Genomic DNA, 18,888 nt, shown 5'->3' on the forward strand with positions numbered 1-18,888 from the left:
GTATGCCTCGCGTCAGTTCGCCACGGCGAGCATGACGGCGATGACCATGATCGCGACCGCCTGCCATTTGACGCGGGCCATCATCGCCTTGTTCTGCTTCAATTGCATATCGGTGGCGTCGACCTGCTGGCCGCTTTCCAGATCGACCTTGGTGCTTTTCAGGAACGCGACCACGCCGCGAACGAGGGAGACGACCACCATGACCATGGCGGCGAGCAGGATGATGATGAAGACTGTGTTCATGACGCCAATCTAGGCACTCGCCAGCGTAATTCCAGCGGGGAATTCGCAGCCACGCAGTTGCTCTGCCAGCGCGAGGCCGTCCTCGCCCGCCTTGCGCCTGTCCGCGAGGCTGGGCGAATTGCGGCGCTTGGCCAGCTTTTCGCCATCCGCCCCGATGAGGATCGGATGGTGGTGCCATATCGGCACCGGCAAGCCGAGCAATTCCTGCAGCACGCGGTGGATATGCGTCATGGCGAAGAGGTCCTGCCCGCGCGTGACCAGCGTGACACCGTCGGCGGCATCGTCGAGCGTGGCGGCAAGGTGGTAGCTCGCCGGCGCGTCCTTGCGCACCAGCACGACGTCGCCAAAGGCGCGCGGATCGGCGATCTGGGTGCCGTTGGTCTCGTCTTCCCAGAAGAGCTCGCCCAGTTCCGCCATGGCGCGGTCGACATCCAGCCGCAGGGCGACGGGTTTCTCGGGATCGAGCACCCGCCCCTTGCAGGTGCCGGGATAAATCGCGCCTTCCGGACCCAGCCGCGGCTCCAGCGCCATGATGTCCTTGCGCGTGCAGGTGCAGGGATAAAGCAGGCCGCGATGAATGAGGTCGCTTGCCACCTTCTCGTAGGACGCGAGCCGGGTCGATTGCGCGGGGACTTCTTCCCAATCGAGGCCGAGCCAGGCGAGGTCTTCGCGAAACTCGTCGGGCTTGTCCGCCAGCGAGCGTTCGCCGTCGATATCCTCGATCCGCAACAGGAATTTCCCGCCCCGTTCCTTCGCCAAATCGTGCGCGGTCACGGCCGAAAAGGCGTGCCCCAGATGCAGCGAACCGTTCGGACTGGGAGCAAAGCGCGTGACCACCATGGGCGCCTCCTACGCGCCTCTTTGTGGATATGCACGGGATAAGACTGTGGATAGCCGGTTGGTAACAGTCTTGACGCTTTGCCATGCAAATGGATGTGTAAGGGACAAGAGTATCGGGAGGGACGCGTAGTGTTCAGGGCCGAACTGCTTGAGAGAGCCGCACGGTTTCGCAGCGCCGAGGACGATCCGACGCGCAATCTGCAGAGCTGCCCCAGCCTGGTGCTGAACGCGGACTACACCCCACTGTCCTATTACCCGCTGAGCCTGTGGCCCTGGCAGACCGCGATCAAGGCGATCTTCCTCGACCGGGTGGACGTGATCGCGACCTACGATCGCGAGGTCCATTCGCCCAATCTCGACATGAAGATCCCCAGCGTGATCGCGCTAAAGCAATATGTGCGCCCGAGCGAATTTCCGGCCTTCACGCGCTTCAACCTGTTCCTGCGCGACCGCTTCGCCTGCCAGTTCTGCGGCGACCAGAGCAATCTGACCTTCGACCATGTCGTGCCCCGCCGACTGGGCGGCAAGACAACCTGGGAGAACATCGCCACCGCCTGCGCGCCCTGCAACATGAAGAAGGGCGGCCGCACACCGAAGCAGGCGGGTATGCAGCTTTACGCCGAGCCGATCCGCCCCACGCACTGGCAGTTGCAGCAGCACGGCAAGCAGTTCCCGCCCAATTACTTGCACGAAACCTGGCGCGACTGGCTCTATTGGGACATCGAGCTGGAGGAATAGCCCCTCTGTTGCCCGAATACCGCGCGAAATCGTGGCGGTTACCTCCTGTTAGGTGACATTCTCGCAACTATGGCAACAATTTGGCGTCACCAGCACAAACGCAATCGACATGGTCGATTTCGCAAGTAAAAAAGCTGCCAGCCTCAATCCAGAGGCAGGGATCGTTCTACAGGGGACTCTATGAACAAGTTTATTGCCGCTTTCGCGGCTGTTTCCGCTATCGGCCTTTCGGGTTGCGCCACCGTCGTCAACGGCCCGAACCTCGACTATGTCGTCGACACTACGCCCGATGGTGCCGCAGTAACTTTCCTCGACGGCCGCACCTGCGTCACGCCGTGCGAACTGGTCATGCCGCGCAAGGATTCGAGCCGCGTCGACATCGTTCGCGAAGGCTATGAGCCGACCTACGTCCTGCTCTGGAGCAAGTCGGGTGCTTCGACCTTCGGCAACATCCTGCTGGGCGGCGGCATCGGCGCCGCCGTCGATGCCGGCAATGGCTCGAACCGCTTCCTCTCGCCGCGTCCGCTGATCGTGCGCCTCGCGCCGCTCGGTTCGGGCGAAGAAGCCGTCCTGCTCGACAAGAAGGGCGAAGTCATCATGACCGTGGCCGAGCACAACGCCGAAGCTTACGAAAAGGTCGCCAAGCAGATCGGCGATGCGGCTGGCGAAGCTCCGGGCACCGTGACCGCCGAAGCGGAAGCCGAAGAAGTGGCTGTCGAAGAAGCCGCAGAAGAAGCTGCCACCAACTAAGCAGCGGGCGGGGCTTCTCCCCGCGCGAAACAACAAGGCCCGGAGGCGCTACGGCACCTCCGGGCTTTTTCATTACTCCGCTCAGGTAACGGCGGCGCGTTCCTGGAAGGCGGCGTCCCGATATTCGCCGCTCTCGATGACCTCGGCGAGATGCCGCGCGGCTTCCGCCATGTCGGCGAAACGCAAATAGGCGGGCGCAAAGCCGAAGCGAAGGATGTCGGGATCGCGGAAGTCGCCGATCACGCCGCGCGCGATGAGAGCCTGGCAGATCGCGTAGGCCTCCTCGTGGCGGAAGGACAGCTGGCTGCCCCGCTGCGCCGGGTCGGTCGGGCTGACGAGTTCGAGATCCAGGCCCCGTTCGGCAAGGCACTGGCGGAAAAATTCGGACAGCTTCTGCGACTTGGCGTAAAGGTTTTCGACGCCGATCTCGGCGATGAGGTCAACGCCGACCTCCAGCGCGGACAGGCCGAGGATTCCGGGCGTGCCGCAGAGCAGGCGTTCGATGCCGGGCGCGGGCGTGTAATCGTCGCTGAAGGCGAAGGGCGCTGCGTGGCCCATCCAGCCGCTGAGGGGTTGCTGTGCGGCCTCTAGGTGCCGTTCTGCGACAAAGGCGTAAGCGGGCGCTCCGGGACCTCCGTTCAGGTACTTGTAGCCGCAGCCGACCGCGAAATCGGCCTCGCAACCGTTGAGGTCCACCGGCAGCGCGCCGCCTGAATGCGAGAGGTCCCACAGCACCAGAGCGCCGGCTGCATGGGCGGCCCGGGTGAGCTCAACCATATCGAAAAGTTCGCCGGTCTTGTAGTGCGCATGGGTGAGCAGCAGCAGCGCCACGTCCTCATCGAGCGCCGCAAGAAGTTGCTCGCGCGCGGCCAGCCGCCGGGTCGCAAGCCCTTGGCTTTCGAGCCCCTGGATCATGTAGATATCGGTCGGAAAATTGCCCGGCTCGCTCAGCACGACCTTGCGGCCGGGACGCCCGCTTTTAGATTGAAGGGCGAGCGCGGCGGAAATGAGCTTGAACAGGTTCACCGAAACGCTGTCGGCGACGATCACCTCATGCGGCTGTGCGCCGATAAGCGGAGCGATCTTGCCCCCCACCTTGGCGGGAAGGTCGATCCAGCCCGCCGTGTTCCAGCTACGGATGAGATCGCGGCCCCATTCCTCGCGCAACACTTCCTCCAGCCGTCCGGCCGTCGCCTTGGGCAGGCAGCCGAGCGAATTGCCGTCGAGATAGATCATGCCCTCGGGCAGGTCGAAGCGCTCGCGATAAACCGCCAGCGGATCGCCCGCATCGAGCACCTGCGCGCGGTCAAGCATCGAGCAGCTCCCGCAGGATCGCGCGGCACAGCCCCGCGTCGCCGCCGCCAACCTTCAATGGCAGGGCGATGAGTTCGTAGCGCCCTTCCGCCACGTCATCGAGGACCAGCCCTTCGAGAATGCGCATATCGTGTTTGAGCACCGCGTGATGCGCGTCCATCGTCTTGCTCTCCTGCGGGTCGACGCTCGGCGCGTCGGTGCCGATCAGCTTCACGCCCTGCAGCGCCAGCCACTCCACCGTCTCGGCGGCAATCGGCAGCCAGTCGCTGCGCCATTGCTCGTGCGGGAAGGCATCCCAGGTGCGGAAAAGGACGCGGTCGACGCTCTCGATATGTGGGAGGTCGGCGACATCGACCTCGCCCGACACGCCGCGCGCATCGACCACGAGACAGGTCCCGATATAGGGATCGAGCTCCATTCCGGCGGCGTCCAGCCCGTCTTCGGCATAATGCAGCGGTGCATCGGCATGGGTGCCGGAATGCGTGCTCATGGTCATGCGGCCGACGTTGACCGGCGAGCCTTCGTCCATCCGCCATGTCCGCTCGAACGCGAATTCGGTATCGCCCGGCCATACGGGCAAGCCCGGACGCAGGACCTGGCTGATGTCCCAGATCCGGCGGCTGCTTTTCCAGCTGCTCACAGCGCCGTCCTCACGCTCAGCAATTCGGGGAAGAAAGCGGCTTTGAGCACGCCCGCGAGATAGGGCACGCCCGGCGTGCCGCCGGTGCCCTTCTTGAAGCCGATGATCCGTTCGACCGTCTTCAGATGCCCGAAGCGCCAGCGCTGGAAATGGTATTCGAGGTCGACCAGCTTTTCGGCGAGTTCGTAAAGGTCCCAATACTCCTTCGGGTCGCGGTAGACCTCGGCCCATGCGGCCTCGACCTCGGGCGAATGCTCCCATGTCGCTCCATGGTCGCGTTCCAGCACTTCCTCTGGGATCGCAAAACCGCGCCGTTCGAGCAGCGCGATCGCCTCGGCGTAGATGCTCTTGCGGGTGAGTTCGTCGCGCAGGGCTTCGGCGACCTCGGGAGTCGCCTCATGCATGGTGATCATGTCGGGATTGCGTCCGCCGAGGAGGAATTCCATCATCCGGTATTGCGCACTCTGGAACCCGCTCGACCCGCCGAGAAACGGGCGGATCGTGGAGTAATCATGCGGCGTCATCGTGCTGAGCACGTCCCAGCTCTGAATTAGCTGACCCTGCGCACGCGCCACCCGGGCGAGCATCTTGAAAGAAGGGCGCAGCCTGTCCGCCTGTATGCATTCCCGCGCTTCGAACAATTCGTGCAGGCACAGCTTGAGCCAAAGCTCGCTCGCCTGATGGACGATGATGAAGAGCATCTCGTCATGCGCATCGCTGGCCGGATGCTGCGCCGAGAGGATACGGTCGAGGTCGAGATAGCTCGAATAGGTAACGTCGGATGCCATGGGCCAGAGCCCTAGCGCGCCTTGGTCACCATTGAAACTACTGGTCGATGACCTTCGTTTCGGGGTGATGCTTGTCGAGGTGCTTCTTGACCGTCTTCAGGTTCCGGCTGTTTGAGCGGTAGACGATGTCGAAGGCATCGCCGACCACCGGCACCGAGCCGACCGCCGTATCGAGCCCGATGCGCCCCATCATGTGCCACAGCTTCCACTTCGGCAGGCCGAGATTGCGCGCTTCCCAGACGAGATAGCTGCCCATGGCTGCCGTGATGATATCGCCGATGACCGGCACGAGGCCGACTATGGTGTCCAGACCGATGCGATAATTCGTGCCGGGAAGGACCATGCTGCGCTCGAGGATCATTTCCATCGCTTCGATCCGGCGGCGGACCGATTGCGGGTCATTCCCGGTAGGAAAATCGAAGCGCAGCGGGCCGGTCTGGCGCTGCGGTCCGAAACCCTCCTGTCGCGGATTTTCCGGCTCTATCGGCGTGAGGCGATTGTCTTCCATAAAGCCTAGATGGGGGCGCGCGAGAGCGGGAACAAGGGATGAAAGGCCCAGCTGTTTTCGGCAAATCCCTCGACCCCGGCGCGCACCTGCGACCAGCGAATGGGGTTGCCGAGCGGGATGTAGAGATTGGTTGCCGTCAGCGTCTGCTCCGCTTCGGACAGGTAGGAAGCCTCTTCAGCAGGGTCCGCCGCGTCGAGCGAAAGCTGGACGAGAAAGTCGGTATCGAGCGAGCAGACCGGCGCGGACAGCTCGCAATTGAACTGGTTCAGATACCAGCGCGCCCCGGCGTAACGGGCAACCGTGTCGCGCAGTCGCAGGTCGGCCGTCTCGTTCTGCGAAACGCGGCTCAGGGTGACGCCGATGGCCGCGAAATCGCGGGCAAGCGCCTCGAACAGGAAGCGCGCGCCCGGTCCTTGCGGGAGTGCGATTGAAAGCGATGGGGCAACGCCGGAACCGGCGTGCCATTGCTGCACGGTGGCGCGGGCCCGCGCGCGGCGCTGTTCGAGCGAGAGGGCTTGCCACCTTTCGCCCACAACCCCGTCATCGCCCGGAAGCCCGCCTGTCACGATCCGCGTCGATCCGGCCCATCCGCCAACATTGAATTGCGTCAGGAGGGTGGATCGGTCGATGGCCATCGCAAGCGCCTCTCGGTTGGAGGGCGATGCGAGGAAGCCCTCGGGCTTCGCGACATCGATCCCGAACAGACCGACCGCCGAATCCAGTCGCACGGTCCCCCGCGACAGGGCTCCGGTAATCGCCAGCGGCAGGCTTTGGAGCTGGCCTCCGAGGATGATGTCGACCCGCCCTTGCGAAAAGGCGCGCGCCGCCTCCTGCGCTTCGAAGGCCGAGACATGGACCTCGCTGACCAATTCCTCCCAGTCCTCCTGCGCCGACAGCCCACGCTCCTCGGGAGGCATGGCGGAGAGCAGCGCCACCCCCTCCTCGATCCGCGCAACCATCGGCCCCGCATCGGCCTCGCGCAGGGCGACGCCCAGTTCGGGCTGGGCGAGCAGGCTGAGGAAGCCCGGCATGGGGCTGCGCAGGCGAATCTCGATCACGCGGCCCGTCATCGCCCGGATGTCGGACACCTTGGCAAGATCAAGGCCGAGGCTGGTCCCGGCCAGCCGGGCGCGGGTGCGGTTGAGTTCCTGCGCCACCGCGCCCGCAGTCAGCCGCGACCCGTCGGGCAGGTCGAATTCGTTGATGCGGAAAATATAGCTTCTGCCATCGTCGGTGACGATCCAGCGTTCAGCCAAGGCCGGGATTACTTCACCGCTGGCGTTGAAGCGCACGAGGCCCTGCCGCTGAGCGGAGCGCATCAGGCGCGCGCCAGGCGTCAGCTCGGTGCCTGAGGAATAGAGACTGGCCGCGTCCCCGATATAGGCGACATCGACCACCCCGTCGTCAGCCCCGCCACCGCAGGCGGCAAGCAAGGCGCAAAAGGCAAGAGCGTTCAGGGGGCGAAGCATTGATGCGCCGGATTAGCACCCCGCCTGTATCGCGCAAGGCGTTCGCGAACGGAGTATCAGAGCTTGCGAACGCTCCAGTCACCGCTGCGAGGAGCGACCGCCGGACGGGCATAGCGCGGCGCCTCGGGCATTTCGCCGATCAGCTTCGTGCGCACCTTGCTCGCATCGACAGGCTCGTCAAAGGCGATGCCGATCCGGGCGCTCTGCGTCCACGCGATCCGACCGCCGACGCTGCCGATTTGCTTGAGTGTCACCACGACCCGCTGACCGGTGGCAGCCACCAGGGGCCCTTCGATCATCATGCCGGTATCCGAAAGATTGCGGACCTTTACCCGGGTCGGCTGTGCGCTGCCGTCGAGAGAGACGTCGGCCATCAGGAACAGGCTGTCCCGCTTCATATTCCGTGTATCGATGGAAGTCATTGTTATCGCTTCCCGTTGCGTTACCCTGTCCGGACCCTAGGCGAGGACGGTAGGCCGAAAAGTCATAAGCAAGGGTTCGCAAACAGGGTTAATTCGCTAACCCTTTTCGAGCAACTCCCTCAATCGTCGCGGGAAATCTTTTCGCGGCGCTCGTGCGCTTCCTGCGCTTCGACAGTCATGGTGGCGACCGGGCGCGCGATCAGGCGGCGCAGGCCGATGGGATCACCCGTCACTTCGCACCAGCCGTATTCGCCCTGGTCGATGCGGCGGAGCGCGGAATCGATCTTGGAGATAAGCTTGCGCTGGCGGTCGCGCGTACGCAGTTCGATACCCCAGTCGGTTTCGGACGAGGCGCGGTCGTTGAGATCCGGCTCGCGCATCGGGCCGTCCTGTAGCGATTGCAGCGTCTGGCCAGCCGCGTCGTGGATCGACTTCTTCCAGTCGAGCAAAAGGACGCGAAAGTAATCGAGCTGCTTTTCGCCCATGTATTCTTCGTCGTCCGAAGGCGTGTAATCGGGATCGACGACGGCCTTCGCCTTGGCGAGCTTTTCGGAAACATTCGAAGCCGTGGTGGCCATTGAGCTTGGTACCCTTCTTCCCAAATCTCTCTTTCGAAGCGCCGTGCTTCCCGCCGGCCCGGATTTTTCCGGTACCCGCGACGCTCCGATGGCGCGGCCTATACGGAGGCCGCCGGACCCCCGCAAGCGGGTTTCCGGAAAACTCCATAGCCTGTGACACATTAAGCGCAGCCTACCGGGACGAAGCTATCCGCAATTAGTTGCGATCCGCGTTAACCAATTATTGACCATAAGCGCCGAATTTGGGTCCTGCCGGCGGGGGGTCGGCAAGAAAATGGGGGAGTTTGTGACATGCAACTCAAGGCTATCGAAGGCGGCGCAGGCCGTATCGAACAGGGCGACGAAGCTCTCGTCACCATTGCGGAATATCTGAACGAATACGCCAAGGGCTCGATCGACGCGCTCTACGATCTGGGCGTGGCCTTCTCGACCGGCAGCCACGGCTGCACCACCGATATGATCGAAGCGCACAAGTGGTTCAACATCGCGGCCAGCAAGGGTCACGAGGAAGCTGCCTGGTGCCGCGCCGATGTCTCGGACGAGATGACTGCCCGCGAAATTGCCGAGGCCCAGCGCCGGGCGCGCGAATGGCTCAGCGAGGGTGCCCGGAAGGTTGCATGATCTAGCCGCCTTTGCGGAAAGGCGTTCGTCGCTCGAGATAGTTGCGGTCGGCGGTCACGCCTTCGCGCTCGCGCTCGAGGAACTCCGCCACCGCCGCGCGGAAGCCGGGATCGGCGAACCAGTGCGCGGAGACGGTCTCGACCGGTTCGTATCCGCGGGCGAGCTTGTGCCCGCCCTGGGCGCCCGCCTCCACTTTCGCCAGGCCTAGTTCGATGGCGACGTCGATCGCCTGGTAATAACACAGCTCGAAATGCAGGAAGCGGACCTGTTTCGTGCAGCCCCAGTAGCGGCCGTAGAGCGTGTCGCCCCCGACGAAATTGAGCGCGCCGGCAATCGGTTCGCCCTCTTCCAGTGCCAGCACCAGCACGATCTTCTCGCCCATCCGTTCACCGAACAGGTCGAAAGCTTCGCGGGTGAGGTAGGGCTGGCCCCATTTCCTCGCTCCGGTGTCTTGGTAGAAATGCCAGAAGGCGTCCCAATGCTCGGGGCGGATTGCCTCTCCCGATAGCCGGACGATCTCCAGCCCCTGCTGCGCCGCTGCGCGTTCCTTGCGCAGATCCTTGCGCTTGCGCGAAGTCAGCGTGGCGAGGAAATCCTCAAAAGTCGCGAAATTGTGGTTGAGCCAGTGAAACTGGATATCCCTCCGCAGCAGCCAGCCCGCCTCCTCGAACAATCCAAGCTGGTCCGGCTCGATGAAGGTCGCGTGGGCGGAGGAAAAGCCGTTCTGCAGGCACACCTGCTCGGCTGCCGATAACAAGGGCGCGGCCAGCGCAGGATCGGAAAGCAACAGGCGCGGCCCCGTCGCCGGGGTGAACGGCGCGGCGATCTGTAGCTTGGGGTAGTAATTGCCCCCTGCCCGCTCATAGGCATCGGCAAAGGCGTGGTCGAAGACATACTCGCCCTGGCTGTGCCCCTTGGCATAGGCGGGCATGGCGGCCAGCGGAGGCCCGCCGTCGGTCGAGATAGCCAGCGGCACGGGCTGCCAGCCGGTCCCCGGCCCGACGCTCCCCGAATCCTCCAGCGCGGTAAGGAATTCGTGGCGCATGAAGGGATTGTCGCCCGCAAGCGCGTTCCACTCCGCCCGGTCGAAGGCTCCGACCGATCCTGCCATGCGCGCGGCCAGACCCTCCTCGCTCACGCCAGCCCGTCCCCCTCGACGATCAGCGCGTCGGCGTGCTCGCTTCCATGCGCGCGGGTTTCCGGCGAGTTCACGGTCCAGGTCAGCACCGGCATCCCCCGATCCCGCAGCGCCGTGACCATCGGGTTGGGCAAGGCCGCCACGTGATAGGCGATGAATTCGGGGCGCGCCGCCCAGAGCGCGACATGGCGCTGCCACGGCTTCTGCGTCATCCCGATCTCGTCCTCGCGCATGACGAGGCCGCGCACCGTCTGCGGCGCGTGTTCCGCAAACCAGATGCACACCCGCGGATCGAAACTCATCACCGCATACGGGCCCGCATAGCCTTCGAGAGCCTTGGCCACCGCGCGGCAGCTGCGCTGGACATCGTAGCCGCGCTTCGACTTGATCTCGATCAGGATCGGGACCTGCCCCGCGACGATCGGCAGCAGATCGTCGAGCCGGGCCAGCTTGTGCTCGCTGTCGAGGAAGGCGATCTGCGCCAGCTCCTCCGCGCTGTGATCGGCCAGCGGGCCGTGGACGCCCGTCAGGCGCTCCAGCTCCCAGTCATGGACCAGCATGGCGCAGCCATCGCGGCTGCGCTGGATATCGCATTCGATGCCCATCCCCCGCTCCACCGCCAGCGCAAAACCGGCGAGAGAGTTTTCGGGTACGCCCTCCCCGTGCAAACCGCGGTGGGCGTAAGTCCAGTCGCGCAGCCAGCCGACCCGCTCGGGGTCGGGCGCGGCAACGATCAGCCGGTCAAGCGGGGCGAAGGGCGACAATCGCGTCGACCTCGACCGCGGCGTCGAGCGGCAGGACCGGCACGCCCACCGCGCTGCGCGCATGGCGGCCCGCTTCGCCGAAGACCTCGGCCATCAGGTCGCTGGTGCCGTTCACCACCTTGGGCTGGTCGGTGAAGGAAGGCACGCTGGCGACGAAGCCGCCGAGCTTCACGACCTTCTCCACCCGCTCCAGCAGGCCCGCAGCCTTCAGCTGGGCGAGGATCATCAACCCGCAGGCGCGCGCCGCTTCTTGGCCCCGCTCGAGCGTCACGTCATGTCCCAACTTACCGGTGACGAGAGTGCCGTCGACGAAGGGCAGCTGCCCCGAGATATACGCCACGTCGTTCGAGACGACGAGCGGCTGGTAGCTGGCGACCGGTGCCGCCGCTCCGGGCAGGGTGATGCCCAGTTCTTCGAGTTTCGCCTCGATGCTCATGCGTTTTCCTTCTGCAATTGTTGGCGCAGCCACGGCAACGCCTCGTCCCAGCTGTCGATCCGCGCATCGGCATGACCCGAGGTGTGGGCGCAATCGATATGCGGGGCGAGCATGGGTTCGCCGCACAGGTGCAATGTGGTTATATCGGAAATTGTCTCGCGCGCCGAACGGTGGTGCTGCGCAAGATCGTCGATGAAGATCGCGTTGGAGGGGCGGTATTCCGCAAGGATGTTCTGCAGCGCCGGACCCTTGGGGCCCTGGTTGGTGAAGACCCGGGCGTTAAGGCCGTGCCCGGCCAGCTGCTCGGTCCGCATTTGCTGCCGCTTGTCGACGAGATTGGTGAGGATGACGACGTCCGCCTCCTCGGCCAGCGTGTTGATGCCTTCGATGGCGCCGGGGATCGGGTCCTGGCGATACATCTCGGTGTCGAAGAACAGGCCGAGTTTCTTCCAGATCTCATCCGGCTCAAGCACCTCGCCGCTCTCTTGCCAGCGCAGCGCCTGCGCAAAATCGTTGCCGTTCATGCGGAAATCGACGCCTTGCGTCTCGGCCAGCCAGTCCTTGAAGGGGCTGACCATGTAGAGCAGCACCTCGTCGCAATCGGAGATAATCAGCGGGCGGCTCATGCGTTCAATTCCCTCGCGGCGGCGACCAGAGTTTCGGGTTTCGTGTTCAAAGCGTCTGCGGCGGCAATAAGGTCCGGCTCGTGATTGGCGAGGAATTCGAGCACCGCGGCCTGCACGCCGCGGTCGTCGATGCCGTGGCGCAGCCGTTCGGGCGTCAGGCCGGTGAGCGACAGCAACCGTTCGGCGCGCTTCTCGTCGGTTAGTGCCCAGCCCAACGCCTCCAGCGCGAGAACCTCCGCCGTCCGGTTTTCTCCATCCGCCGATTTATCGCCTGTGTGAATTGTCAGTGCTCCTGCTAACGCCTACGCCTACCATCCCAGTGACAGGAGTGACCCGCCCCGTGGCAAAGAGAATCCTCGTTGTCGAGGACAACGACCTCAACCGTAAGCTGTTTTGTGACGTGCTGAAGGCGAACGGTTACGAGGTGGTGCCGGTTTCCGACGGAAACAACTTTCTCGCCACCGCGAAGAGGTCGGACCCCGCGCTGGTCATCATGGACATCCAGCTACCCAATGTCAGCGGAGTCGATCTGATTACCGACCTTAAGGCCGATCCGGGAATGCAGGGCGTGCCGGTTCTCGCCGTCACCGCCTATGCCGGCAAGGGCGATGAGGAACGCATTCGCGACGCCGGGGCGCAGGATTACCTAGCCAAGCCAGTGTCCATTGGCCCCTTCATGGCTGCCGTGCGCAAGCTCTTGGCGGACTGAGCGGGACAGAGCCGAAAGCTTGACAAAACGCTGCGGAAACCGCTTTGCCGCCCCATTCGTTAAGACCTGCACTATCGCGGGTCGCATCGCATTTTGAAGAACTGGACCCTTACATGGACCGTGCCGAGGTAGACGCCAAGATCTGCAACCTCATCGAACCCTTCAACAAGAAGGGTGTCGAGATCAAGGAAGAGACCACTTTCCAGGGCGATCTCGAATTCGACAGCCTGACCGTGATGGATTTCGTCGCCGAGATCGAGGACGAGTTCGACATCATCATCTCGATGAACCAGCAGGCGGAGATCGAGAATTACGGCCAGCTCGTCGATGCGGTCCACAAGCTGCAGGCCGACGCATGAGCGAAGGTATCAGCCAGCCCGACCAGCCCCAGCCGCTCGAAGCGCATGCGAGCGACAAGGACCTGTTCTCGAAGTTCGACGACATCATCGCGCTGCGCAAAGGGCTTCTCTCGCAGGGGCGCGAAGACCCGTTCAACCTCGTCATGGAGAAGGTCCTCTCGCCCACCCGCGCGATCTGCAACGGGCGCGAAACGATCCTGCTCGGCACCTATAATTACATGGGCATGACCTTCGATCCTGACGTGGTCGAGGCCGGCAAGCAGGCGCTGGCCGACTTCGGATCGGGCACGACCGGCTCTCGCGTCCTCAACGGCACGTACCAGGGCCACAAGGAATGCGAGGAGGCGCTGCGCGAATTTTACGACATGGACCACGCGATGGTCTTCTCGACCGGCTACCAGGCCAATCTCGGGATCATCTCCACCATCGCGGGCAAGGGCGATTACATCGTCCTCGACATCGACAGCCACGCCAGCATCTGGGACGGCTGCGCGATGGGCCAGGCCGAAGTCGTGCCGTTCAAGCACAACGACATAGAGGCGATGGAGAAGCGCCTTAAGCGCATTCCTGAAGGCGCGGGCAAACTCGTTGTCCTCGAAGGCGTCTACTCGATGCTCGGCGACATTGCTCCGCTCAAGGAAATGGTCGCCGTCGCGAAGAAATACGGCGCCATGGTGCTGGTCGACGAAGCGCATTCGATGGGCTTCATCGGCGAACATGGTCGCGGCGTGGTCGAGGATGCGGGCGTCATCGACGATGTCGATTTCATCATCGGCACCTTCTCCAAGAGCGTCGGCACGGTCGGCGGTTTCTGCGTGTCGAACCATCCCAAGTTCGAAATCATGCGCCTCGTCTGCCGTCCCTATGTCTTCACCGCCTCGCTGCCGCCCAGCGTAGTGGCGACAGCGGCGACCAGCATTCGCAAGCTGATGCACGGTTCCAACAAGCGCGCGCATCTGTGGGAGAATTCGAAGAACCTCCACAAGGGGCTGCGCGATCTGGGCTTCAAGCTCGGCACCGACGAACCGCAAAGCGCGATCATCGCGGTCATCATGCCCGACCTCGAAAAGGGCGCGCATATGTGGGAGGCGCTGATCCGCAACGGCCTCTACGTGAACCTCGCAAGGCCGCCGGCGACGCCCGCCAACATGACCCTGTTGCGCTGCTCGCTGTGTGCAGAGCATAGCGAGGAAGAAGTCGGCCAGATCCTCGAGATCTTCGAGAAGTCGGGCAAGGAAACCGGCATCATCTGATGCCTGAGTGAGCGGGCGGCGGGAACACTGCCGCCCCTTCGCCCGTCTCGTGGGGGAAGGAGAATACCCCCATGAAAACCACGAATTCCGGCAGCGCGACCTACGAAGGCCTTGGCAAGGACGGCAAGGGCCACGTCTCGACAGGCTCGGGCGCGCTGTCCGCCCAGCCCTACGGCTTCAACACCCGCTTCGAAGATGCGCCCGGGACTAATCCGGAAGAACTCATCGGCGCCGCGCACGCCAGCTGCTTCACTATGGCGCTGAGCTTCAAGCTCGCCGAAGCCGGCTTTACCGACGGCAGCCTGACCACCAACGCCGAGGTCACGCTGGAAAAGGAAGACGGCGGCTTCACCGTGACCAAATCCGCCCTCTCGACCAAGGGCAAGGTGGACGGCCTCGACCGCGCCAAGTTCGAGGAACTGGCCGAGGACGCCAAGGCCAATTGCCCGATCTCGAAACTGCTGAATTGCGAAATCACCCTCGAAACCGCGTTCGAGGGCTGATCCGAGGCGGCTTCAGGCGGCCGGGTTGACCTCGGTCGCCGCCGCGCAGCTTTCGGGATCCTCGGCATCGCCCTCGCCGCCGAGCTGGGTCAGGACCAGCACGCCGCCGACCACCAGCACGACGAACAGCGTCGTCACCGTGCCGAGGTATTTGTCGATCACGCGTTTGATCGGCGCGCCGAAAGCCCGGAACAGTATGCCCACGGTCATGAAGATTAGCGCGCGGGCGAACAGGCTGGAGAGCACGAAGGTGACGAGATTCATGCCGACGAAACCGGCGGTGATCGTCAGCAGCTTGAACGGGACCGGAGTCGCGCCCGCGATCAGGATCGCCTCGAAATCGTATTTGCGCAGATGGCAGGCGGCGACCGGGAAGCTCTCGGTGAGCCCCAACGTGCCGATCAGCCAGACACCAACCGTATCGTAAAGCCCCCAGCCGATCGCATAGCCCAGCAGCGCGCCGGCGACCGAGGACAGGGTCGCGACAGCTGCGAACTTCACCGCCTTCTTCGGTTCGGCAAGGCACATCAGGCCCAGCAGTGGGTGCGGCGGGATCGGGAAAAAGCTCGATTCGACGAAGCAGAAGAAAGCCAGCCACCACACGGCGTGCGGATGGGCCGCCTTGTCCATCGTCCAGTCGTAAAGCCCGCGCAGCGGTTTCATCAGCATCTGAGGGTGATTCCCGAGGTCCCGTGGAGAGCGGCGGAGTTACGCCAGCGCGAGGCTGTTGGCAACGCTCTCGCACGAACCTATTTGGTTCTTTTTTCTTGACATCGTGACGCTATTTGGCTAGCAATACAGAACATCGCGATAGTGTGACACCGGCCAGCAGGTCGGAGAGAACGGGCGGCTCCTGCCAGGGAGGCCGCCCTTTTGCCGTCGCCTGTCGCCGCTCGACGGGAGGGAGTCATGGCCAAGGCGAAGAAGGCACGCGGTGCGCGCACCAAGATCGCCCCGATCTATCGCAAGGGCGAGAAAGACAAGCTCGACCGCCATTGGCGCGGCTTCTTCCTCGACAAGCTGGCGGAGACGTCGAACATTTCGGCGGCCGCCAGCTTCGCCGGCATCAACCCCTCGCGGGCCTACAAGGTCCGGCGCGAGGAGCCGGAATTCGCGCGCCAGTGGTACGCGGCCCTCGTCGAGGGCTACGAGCATCTCGAACTCGAAACGCTGCGCCGTCTTCGCGAAGGCGTGCCTGCCGATGGCCCCAAGTTCGACATCGCCAACGCGCTGCGCCTCCTCGTGATGCACCGCGAAACGGTGGCGCGCGAGCGGGCGCGGATCGAGAATGCGGACGAGGCGAGCGTGCTGGCCTCGCTCAACGCCAAGCTGGAAGCCATGCGCCGCAACGAACAGGCGCTGGCAACCGCGCTGGAGAAGGACGGCGTCTACCGGGTCGAACAGTCCGATGCTGGGTGAGGAATTCCTCGTCTGGCTCCGGCGCAAGAGCGATGACGAGCGGCTCGGCCTGATCCGCCAGCTCGAAGAGCGCGAGCGCCAGCTTATCCAGCATGACTGGCCGCTCTGGCGTCGGGAGGGACAGTGTCCGCCCGAAGGGGATTGGGATTGCTGGATGATCTGTGCGGGACGCGGTTTCGGCAAGACGCGCACCGGGGCGGAATGGGTGCGCGAGGTGGCGATACACGATCCCGCTGCCCGGATCGCGCTTGTCGGCAGTTCGCTGGGCGAAGCGCGTGCGGTCATGGTCGAAGGAGAAAGCGGCATAATGTCGATCAGTCCCGAGACCTATCGCCCGTTTTACGAGCCCTCGCTCAAGCGGCTGACCTGGCCGAACGGGGCGATCGCACAGCTCTATTCCGCCGCCGAGCCCGAAAGCTTGCGCGGTCCGCAGCACAGCCACGCTCGCCGGACAGGCGCAAAAAGAGTTTACCGTCAACGAAGCGCTCTCCCGCATCGACATGCTGCTTCATCCCACAGTGACCGGCACTGCGAATAGCCCGCCCGCCACCCCCGCAGTCGGCGACTGTTACCTCGTCTCGGTAAGCGCAAGCGGAGCCTTTGCCGAGCATGAGGGATGCCTCGCTGGTTGGGACGGCCAGCAATGGACCTTCGCCGAACCGTTCGACGGGATGCGGCTTTACGATCACACAGCCGGCATGACATTGCTCTTCGATGGCGGGTGGAAAAGCGCGTCCGCCCCCGCAACGCCGACGGGGGGCTCGATCGTCGATGCCGAAGCGCGCGCGGCGATCGACCAGCTTGCCGAAGCCTTGCGAACCCTGCGCCTGCTTGCGTAGATTTGCAGGAACAAGACCGCCCGACTGACGTTGGGCCAGCGTCTAAGGAGGGATCTTCAACCCGGATATCTCTGAAAACAGTCGGGAATAGCGACATTCTTGCAACAGTTCCCGGCCATTGTCAGCTTGCCACTTTGCTTGTGCGACTATAGATAAGTTTCACTCGGTGGCTCCAATTCGCAAAAAGGGGAAATAAATAATGCGGAAACTAGTCATAGGAATGGCTATGGCATCGACGGCGCTTGCGTCGCCGGCGCTCGCCAGAGACAATTCGTGGTACATCGGTGGCGAATTCGGCCCGATGATCGCGGAAGACATGGATATTGGTGTCGTCGACGATGACGGCGATGTCACGGATGCCGGCATCATCGGCTTCGAAAAGGGCTTCGATGGCGGCGGTTTCGTCGGTTACGATTTCGGTGCGTTCCGTCTGGAAGCCGAAGTCAGCTACCGTGAAGCCGACCATGACGACGTCCAGGTCGGTACCCTCGGTACCTTCCCTGCCGACGATTCGACCAGCTCGCTTGCGTTCATGCTCAACGGCATGTTCGACTTCGGCCCCGACGATGGTCTCCAGGCCTATGCCGGTGGTGGTATCGGCGTTGCACGCACCAGCGTGAACGGCGAAGTCTTCATCCCGGGCATCGACAACAACCTGGTTATCGACGATTCGTCGAGCGACCTTGCTTGGCAGCTGCTCGCCGGTGTTCGCGCACCGCTGACCGACAACATCGATGTCGGCCTGCGTTATCGCATGTTCACGGCTGAAGATGTCAGCTTCGTCGACAACTTCGGTGACGAGTACGAGGGCAAGTTCCGCACCCACTCGCTGATGGGTACGCTGAGCTTCAACTTCGGTGCGCCGGTTCCGCCGCCGCCCCCGCCGCCCCCGCCGCCGCCCCCGCCGCCGCCTCCGCCGCCCCCGCCGCCTCCGCCGCCGCCTCCGCCGGCTCCGGTGTGCCAGCAGGGTCCGTACATCGTCTTCTTCAACTGGGACGAATCGGATATCACGCCGGAAGCAGCGACGATCCTCGACAACGCGGTTTCGGCATACGCCAACTGCGGCACGGCTTCGGTCATGCTCGCTGGCCACACCGACACCTCGGGCTCGGCTCAGTATAACATTGGCCTCGCCCAGCGTCGTAACTCGTCGGTTCGCGACTATCTCTCGGCTCGCGGTATTCCCGATGGCCGGATCAGCAGCGAAGCCTTCGGTGAAACGCAGCTTCGCGTTCCGACCGCCGACGGTGTCCGCGAACTGCAGAACCGCCGTGTGGAAGTTACCTACGGCCCGGGTTCGGGCATGTAATAACTCTTCGGAGTTGAACACCGAGAAGGGGCCGGAGCAATCCGGCCCCTTTTTCGTTGGTGTGTCGAACTCGGTTGGAAAGGAAACATTTCATGCGTCGGATCTTCGCTGCAACTCTCGCCTGTGCTGCTCTAGGGGCATGCTCCACACTCGACACACTGCCGACCGTGCGCGTGGCCGAAGCACGGCTAAGCTTTGCCAATGGCGTTCCGGCTGGGACCGCTCAGCTCCTTTCTGACGGCAAGACCATGACGCTGGCCATCGCGGCCACGGGCCTTTCCGTGGGCGAGCATGGCTTTCACCTGCACACCACCGGACGCTGCGAAGCGCCCGACTTCAAAAGCGCCGGCGGACACCTTAATCCTGCAGACCGAGAACACGGCTCGCTCAATCCGCAAGGCAAGCACCTTGGTGATCTTCCCAACCTGGTAGTCGGAGCCTCCCGCGGCGCAAGCGCGCAAGTGGACCTCGGTGCGGACACGGCTGCCCTGCGCGAAGATCTCTTCGATGCCGACGGGACGGCGGTCGTCATTCACGCCGGCGCCGACGATTATCGCAGCGATCCGGCCGGCGATGCCGGCGCGCGAGTCGCCTGCGGGGTTCTTACCGCCGCGGGCTAGGC

At 63.8% G+C, this 18,888-nt stretch carries 27 protein-coding genes; 12 read left to right on the forward strand and 15 right to left on the reverse strand.

Features of this window, described 5'->3' with window-relative positions; genetic code table 11:
- Nucleotides 1-12 precede the first annotated feature (12 nt).
- Together K3148_RS04430 and gluQRS are read right to left on the reverse strand one after the other, a co-directional pair.
- Complete coding sequence (locus K3148_RS04430; RefSeq protein WP_221426110.1) at nt 13-243, reverse strand: HIG1 domain-containing protein; 231 nt, start codon at nt 241-243, stop codon at nt 13-15.
- A gap of 9 nt (nt 244-252) precedes the next feature.
- Nucleotides 253-1,083: a tRNA glutamyl-Q(34) synthetase GluQRS gene (gluQRS, locus tag K3148_RS04435; protein ID WP_221426111.1), complete on the reverse strand. Its 831-nt coding sequence runs from the start codon at nt 1,081-1,083 to the stop codon at nt 253-255.
- A 129-nt stretch (nt 1,084-1,212) separates the two neighbouring features.
- On the opposite strand from gluQRS, the gene K3148_RS04440 reads away from it, so the two are divergent.
- Both K3148_RS04440 and K3148_RS04445 read left to right on the forward strand, forming a co-directional pair.
- Nucleotides 1,213-1,821 (forward strand): HNH endonuclease, encoded by a 609-nt coding sequence (locus K3148_RS04440; protein WP_221426112.1) that lies wholly within the window; start codon nt 1,213-1,215, stop codon nt 1,819-1,821.
- 180 nt (nt 1,822-2,001) lie between these two features.
- Nucleotides 2,002-2,571: a PEGA domain-containing protein gene (locus K3148_RS04445; RefSeq protein ID WP_221426113.1), complete on the forward strand. Its 570-nt coding sequence runs from the start codon at nt 2,002-2,004 to the stop codon at nt 2,569-2,571.
- An 81-nt stretch (nt 2,572-2,652) separates the two neighbouring features.
- Here K3148_RS04445 and kynU read toward each other — a convergent pair whose 3' ends face one another.
- The 7 genes from kynU to dksA all read right to left on the reverse strand — a co-directional run bounded on the left by kynU (nt 2,653) and on the right by dksA (nt 8,290).
- A complete protein-coding gene (gene kynU / locus K3148_RS04450) occupies nt 2,653-3,885 on the reverse strand; it encodes a kynureninase (RefSeq protein ID WP_221426114.1) in 1,233 nt (410 codons plus the stop codon).
- Nucleotides 3,878-4,525, reverse strand: coding sequence for an arylformamidase (gene kynB / locus K3148_RS04455; protein ID WP_221426115.1), 648 nt, complete (start codon nt 4,523-4,525; stop codon nt 3,878-3,880). Before kynB ends, kynU begins: the two co-directional genes overlap by 8 nt.
- On the reverse strand, nt 4,522-5,313 hold the full coding sequence (locus K3148_RS04460) for a tryptophan 2,3-dioxygenase (RefSeq protein WP_221426116.1): 792 nt from the start codon (nt 5,311-5,313) through the stop codon (nt 4,522-4,524). Before K3148_RS04460 ends, kynB begins: the two co-directional genes overlap by 4 nt.
- 37 nt (nt 5,314-5,350) lie before the next feature.
- Nucleotides 5,351-5,821, reverse strand: a complete 471-nt coding sequence (locus tag K3148_RS04465; protein WP_247711638.1) for a DUF4112 domain-containing protein — start codon at nt 5,819-5,821, stop codon at nt 5,351-5,353.
- Between the two features lie 5 nt (nt 5,822-5,826).
- The gene (locus K3148_RS04470; protein ID WP_221426117.1) at nt 5,827-7,290 is read right to left on the reverse strand and encodes an ABC transporter substrate-binding protein; all 1,464 of its coding nucleotides are present in this window, start codon (nt 7,288-7,290) and stop codon (nt 5,827-5,829) included.
- A gap of 56 nt (nt 7,291-7,346) precedes the next feature.
- Complete coding sequence (locus tag K3148_RS04475) at nt 7,347-7,712, reverse strand: PilZ domain-containing protein (protein ID WP_221426118.1); 366 nt, start codon at nt 7,710-7,712, stop codon at nt 7,347-7,349.
- A 119-nt stretch (nt 7,713-7,831) separates the two neighbouring features.
- Nucleotides 7,832-8,290 (reverse strand): RNA polymerase-binding protein DksA, encoded by a 459-nt coding sequence (gene dksA, locus K3148_RS04480; RefSeq protein ID WP_221426119.1) that lies wholly within the window; start codon nt 8,288-8,290, stop codon nt 7,832-7,834.
- 291 nt (nt 8,291-8,581) lie between these two features.
- Here dksA and K3148_RS04485 point away from each other — a divergent pair, with 291 nt between their 5' ends.
- Complete coding sequence (locus tag K3148_RS04485) at nt 8,582-8,911, forward strand: SEL1-like repeat protein (protein WP_221426120.1); 330 nt, start codon at nt 8,582-8,584, stop codon at nt 8,909-8,911.
- A 1-nt stretch (nt 8,912) separates the two neighbouring features.
- On the opposite strand, the gene K3148_RS04490 is transcribed toward K3148_RS04485, so the two are convergent.
- Genes K3148_RS04490 through K3148_RS04510 form a run of 5 tightly spaced genes read right to left on the reverse strand, consistent with a single transcriptional unit; the run spans nt 8,913 to nt 12,162 of the window.
- Nucleotides 8,913-10,049 carry a GNAT family N-acetyltransferase gene (locus K3148_RS04490; protein ID WP_247711639.1) on the reverse strand — a complete coding sequence of 379 codons (1,137 nt, stop codon included), beginning with the start codon at nt 10,047-10,049 and terminating at the stop codon, nt 8,913-8,915.
- A complete protein-coding gene (locus K3148_RS04495; RefSeq protein ID WP_221426121.1) occupies nt 10,046-10,813 on the reverse strand; it encodes a glycerophosphodiester phosphodiesterase family protein in 768 nt (255 codons plus the stop codon). The genes K3148_RS04490 and K3148_RS04495 overlap by 4 nt, the downstream gene beginning before the upstream one ends.
- Nucleotides 10,791-11,249: a RidA family protein gene (locus K3148_RS04500; protein ID WP_221426122.1), complete on the reverse strand. Its 459-nt coding sequence runs from the start codon at nt 11,247-11,249 to the stop codon at nt 10,791-10,793. Before K3148_RS04500 ends, K3148_RS04495 begins: the two co-directional genes overlap by 23 nt.
- The gene (locus K3148_RS04505; protein ID WP_221426123.1) at nt 11,246-11,875 is read right to left on the reverse strand and encodes an HAD family hydrolase; all 630 of its coding nucleotides are present in this window, start codon (nt 11,873-11,875) and stop codon (nt 11,246-11,248) included. Before K3148_RS04505 ends, K3148_RS04500 begins: the two co-directional genes overlap by 4 nt.
- On the reverse strand, nt 11,872-12,162 hold the full coding sequence (locus K3148_RS04510; RefSeq protein ID WP_425594656.1) for a DUF3572 domain-containing protein: 291 nt from the start codon (nt 12,160-12,162) through the stop codon (nt 11,872-11,874). The genes K3148_RS04505 and K3148_RS04510 overlap by 4 nt, the downstream gene beginning before the upstream one ends.
- A 53-nt stretch (nt 12,163-12,215) precedes the next feature.
- Between K3148_RS04510 and K3148_RS04515 the strand changes: the two genes are divergently transcribed.
- The 4 genes from K3148_RS04515 (at nt 12,216) to K3148_RS04530 (ending at nt 14,699) form a co-directional block, all read left to right on the forward strand.
- Nucleotides 12,216-12,584 carry a response regulator gene (locus tag K3148_RS04515; RefSeq protein ID WP_221426124.1) on the forward strand — a complete coding sequence of 123 codons (369 nt, stop codon included), beginning with the start codon at nt 12,216-12,218 and terminating at the stop codon, nt 12,582-12,584.
- Nucleotides 12,585-12,697: 113 nt separating this feature from the next.
- Nucleotides 12,698-12,943 carry an acyl carrier protein gene (locus K3148_RS04520; protein WP_221426125.1) on the forward strand — a complete coding sequence of 82 codons (246 nt, stop codon included), beginning with the start codon at nt 12,698-12,700 and terminating at the stop codon, nt 12,941-12,943.
- Nucleotides 12,940-14,196, forward strand: a complete 1,257-nt coding sequence (gene spt, locus K3148_RS04525; RefSeq protein WP_221426126.1) for a serine palmitoyltransferase — start codon at nt 12,940-12,942, stop codon at nt 14,194-14,196. Before K3148_RS04520 ends, spt begins: the two co-directional genes overlap by 4 nt.
- A 71-nt stretch (nt 14,197-14,267) precedes the next feature.
- A complete protein-coding gene (locus tag K3148_RS04530; protein WP_221426127.1) occupies nt 14,268-14,699 on the forward strand; it encodes an OsmC family protein in 432 nt (143 codons plus the stop codon).
- 12 nt (nt 14,700-14,711) lie between these two features.
- Here the strand turns inward: K3148_RS04530 and K3148_RS04535 are convergent, their stop codons facing one another.
- Entirely contained in the window at nt 14,712-15,368 is a 657-nt protein-coding gene (locus tag K3148_RS04535; protein ID WP_221426128.1) for a YqaA family protein, read from the reverse strand.
- A 240-nt stretch (nt 15,369-15,608) separates the two neighbouring features.
- Between K3148_RS04535 and K3148_RS04540 the strand changes: the two genes are divergently transcribed.
- From K3148_RS04540 to K3148_RS04560, 5 genes are all read left to right on the forward strand, one after another.
- Nucleotides 15,609-16,118 carry a hypothetical protein gene (locus K3148_RS04540; protein WP_221426129.1) on the forward strand — a complete coding sequence of 170 codons (510 nt, stop codon included), beginning with the start codon at nt 15,609-15,611 and terminating at the stop codon, nt 16,116-16,118.
- On the forward strand, nt 16,108-16,656 hold the full coding sequence (locus K3148_RS04545; RefSeq protein ID WP_221426130.1) for a terminase large subunit domain-containing protein: 549 nt from the start codon (nt 16,108-16,110) through the stop codon (nt 16,654-16,656). Before K3148_RS04540 ends, K3148_RS04545 begins: the two co-directional genes overlap by 11 nt.
- Nucleotides 16,637-16,957, forward strand: coding sequence for a DUF2793 domain-containing protein (locus K3148_RS04550; RefSeq protein ID WP_247711640.1), 321 nt, complete (start codon nt 16,637-16,639; stop codon nt 16,955-16,957). Before K3148_RS04545 ends, K3148_RS04550 begins: the two co-directional genes overlap by 20 nt.
- A 199-nt stretch (nt 16,958-17,156) precedes the next feature.
- Nucleotides 17,157-18,266 carry an OmpA family protein gene (locus K3148_RS04555; protein ID WP_221426132.1) on the forward strand — a complete coding sequence of 370 codons (1,110 nt, stop codon included), beginning with the start codon at nt 17,157-17,159 and terminating at the stop codon, nt 18,264-18,266.
- 92 nt (nt 18,267-18,358) lie between these two features.
- Nucleotides 18,359-18,886, forward strand: coding sequence for a superoxide dismutase family protein (locus K3148_RS04560; RefSeq protein WP_221426133.1), 528 nt, complete (start codon nt 18,359-18,361; stop codon nt 18,884-18,886).
- Nucleotides 18,887-18,888 lie beyond the last annotated feature (2 nt).

Origin of the sequence: Qipengyuania aurantiaca, assembly GCF_019711375.1 — a bacterium.
GTDB lineage: Bacteria > Pseudomonadota > Alphaproteobacteria > Sphingomonadales > Sphingomonadaceae > Qipengyuania > Qipengyuania aurantiaca.

Excerpts from the sequence above, each read along its gene's own strand:
- K3148_RS04430 (WP_221426110.1), bottom strand. The coding sequence starts at position 243 with ATGAACACAGTCTTCATCATCATCCTGCTCGCCGCCATGGTCATGGTG.
- K3148_RS04555 (WP_221426132.1), top strand. The coding sequence starts at position 17,157 with ATGCGGAAACTAGTCATAGGAATGGCTATGGCATCGACGGCGCTTGCG.
- K3148_RS04470 (WP_221426117.1), bottom strand. The coding sequence starts at position 7,290 with ATGCTTCGCCCCCTGAACGCTCTTGCCTTTTGCGCCTTGCTTGCCGCC.
- spt (WP_221426126.1), top strand. The coding sequence starts at position 12,940 with ATGAGCGAAGGTATCAGCCAGCCCGACCAGCCCCAGCCGCTCGAAGCG.
- K3148_RS04475 (WP_221426118.1), bottom strand. The coding sequence starts at position 7,712 with ATGACTTCCATCGATACACGGAATATGAAGCGGGACAGCCTGTTCCTG.
- K3148_RS04460 (WP_221426116.1), bottom strand. The coding sequence starts at position 5,313 with ATGGCATCCGACGTTACCTATTCGAGCTATCTCGACCTCGACCGTATC.
- K3148_RS04465 (WP_247711638.1), bottom strand. The coding sequence starts at position 5,821 with ATGGAAGACAATCGCCTCACGCCGATAGAGCCGGAAAATCCGCGACAG.
- K3148_RS04530 (WP_221426127.1), top strand. The coding sequence starts at position 14,268 with ATGAAAACCACGAATTCCGGCAGCGCGACCTACGAAGGCCTTGGCAAG.
- dksA (WP_221426119.1), bottom strand. The coding sequence starts at position 8,290 with ATGGCCACCACGGCTTCGAATGTTTCCGAAAAGCTCGCCAAGGCGAAG.
- K3148_RS04500 (WP_221426122.1), bottom strand. The coding sequence starts at position 11,249 with ATGAGCATCGAGGCGAAACTCGAAGAACTGGGCATCACCCTGCCCGGA.
- K3148_RS04485 (WP_221426120.1), top strand. The coding sequence starts at position 8,582 with ATGCAACTCAAGGCTATCGAAGGCGGCGCAGGCCGTATCGAACAGGGC.
- kynU (WP_221426114.1), bottom strand. The coding sequence starts at position 3,885 with ATGCTTGACCGCGCGCAGGTGCTCGATGCGGGCGATCCGCTGGCGGTT.
- K3148_RS04540 (WP_221426129.1), top strand. The coding sequence starts at position 15,609 with ATGGCCAAGGCGAAGAAGGCACGCGGTGCGCGCACCAAGATCGCCCCG.
- K3148_RS04445 (WP_221426113.1), top strand. The coding sequence starts at position 2,002 with ATGAACAAGTTTATTGCCGCTTTCGCGGCTGTTTCCGCTATCGGCCTT.
- K3148_RS04560 (WP_221426133.1), top strand. The coding sequence starts at position 18,359 with ATGCGTCGGATCTTCGCTGCAACTCTCGCCTGTGCTGCTCTAGGGGCA.
- K3148_RS04545 (WP_221426130.1), top strand. The coding sequence starts at position 16,108 with ATGCTGGGTGAGGAATTCCTCGTCTGGCTCCGGCGCAAGAGCGATGAC.
- gluQRS (WP_221426111.1), bottom strand. The coding sequence starts at position 1,083 with ATGGTGGTCACGCGCTTTGCTCCCAGTCCGAACGGTTCGCTGCATCTG.
- K3148_RS04520 (WP_221426125.1), top strand. The coding sequence starts at position 12,698 with ATGGACCGTGCCGAGGTAGACGCCAAGATCTGCAACCTCATCGAACCC.
- K3148_RS04505 (WP_221426123.1), bottom strand. The coding sequence starts at position 11,875 with ATGAGCCGCCCGCTGATTATCTCCGATTGCGACGAGGTGCTGCTCTAC.
- K3148_RS04535 (WP_221426128.1), bottom strand. The coding sequence starts at position 15,368 with ATGCTGATGAAACCGCTGCGCGGGCTTTACGACTGGACGATGGACAAG.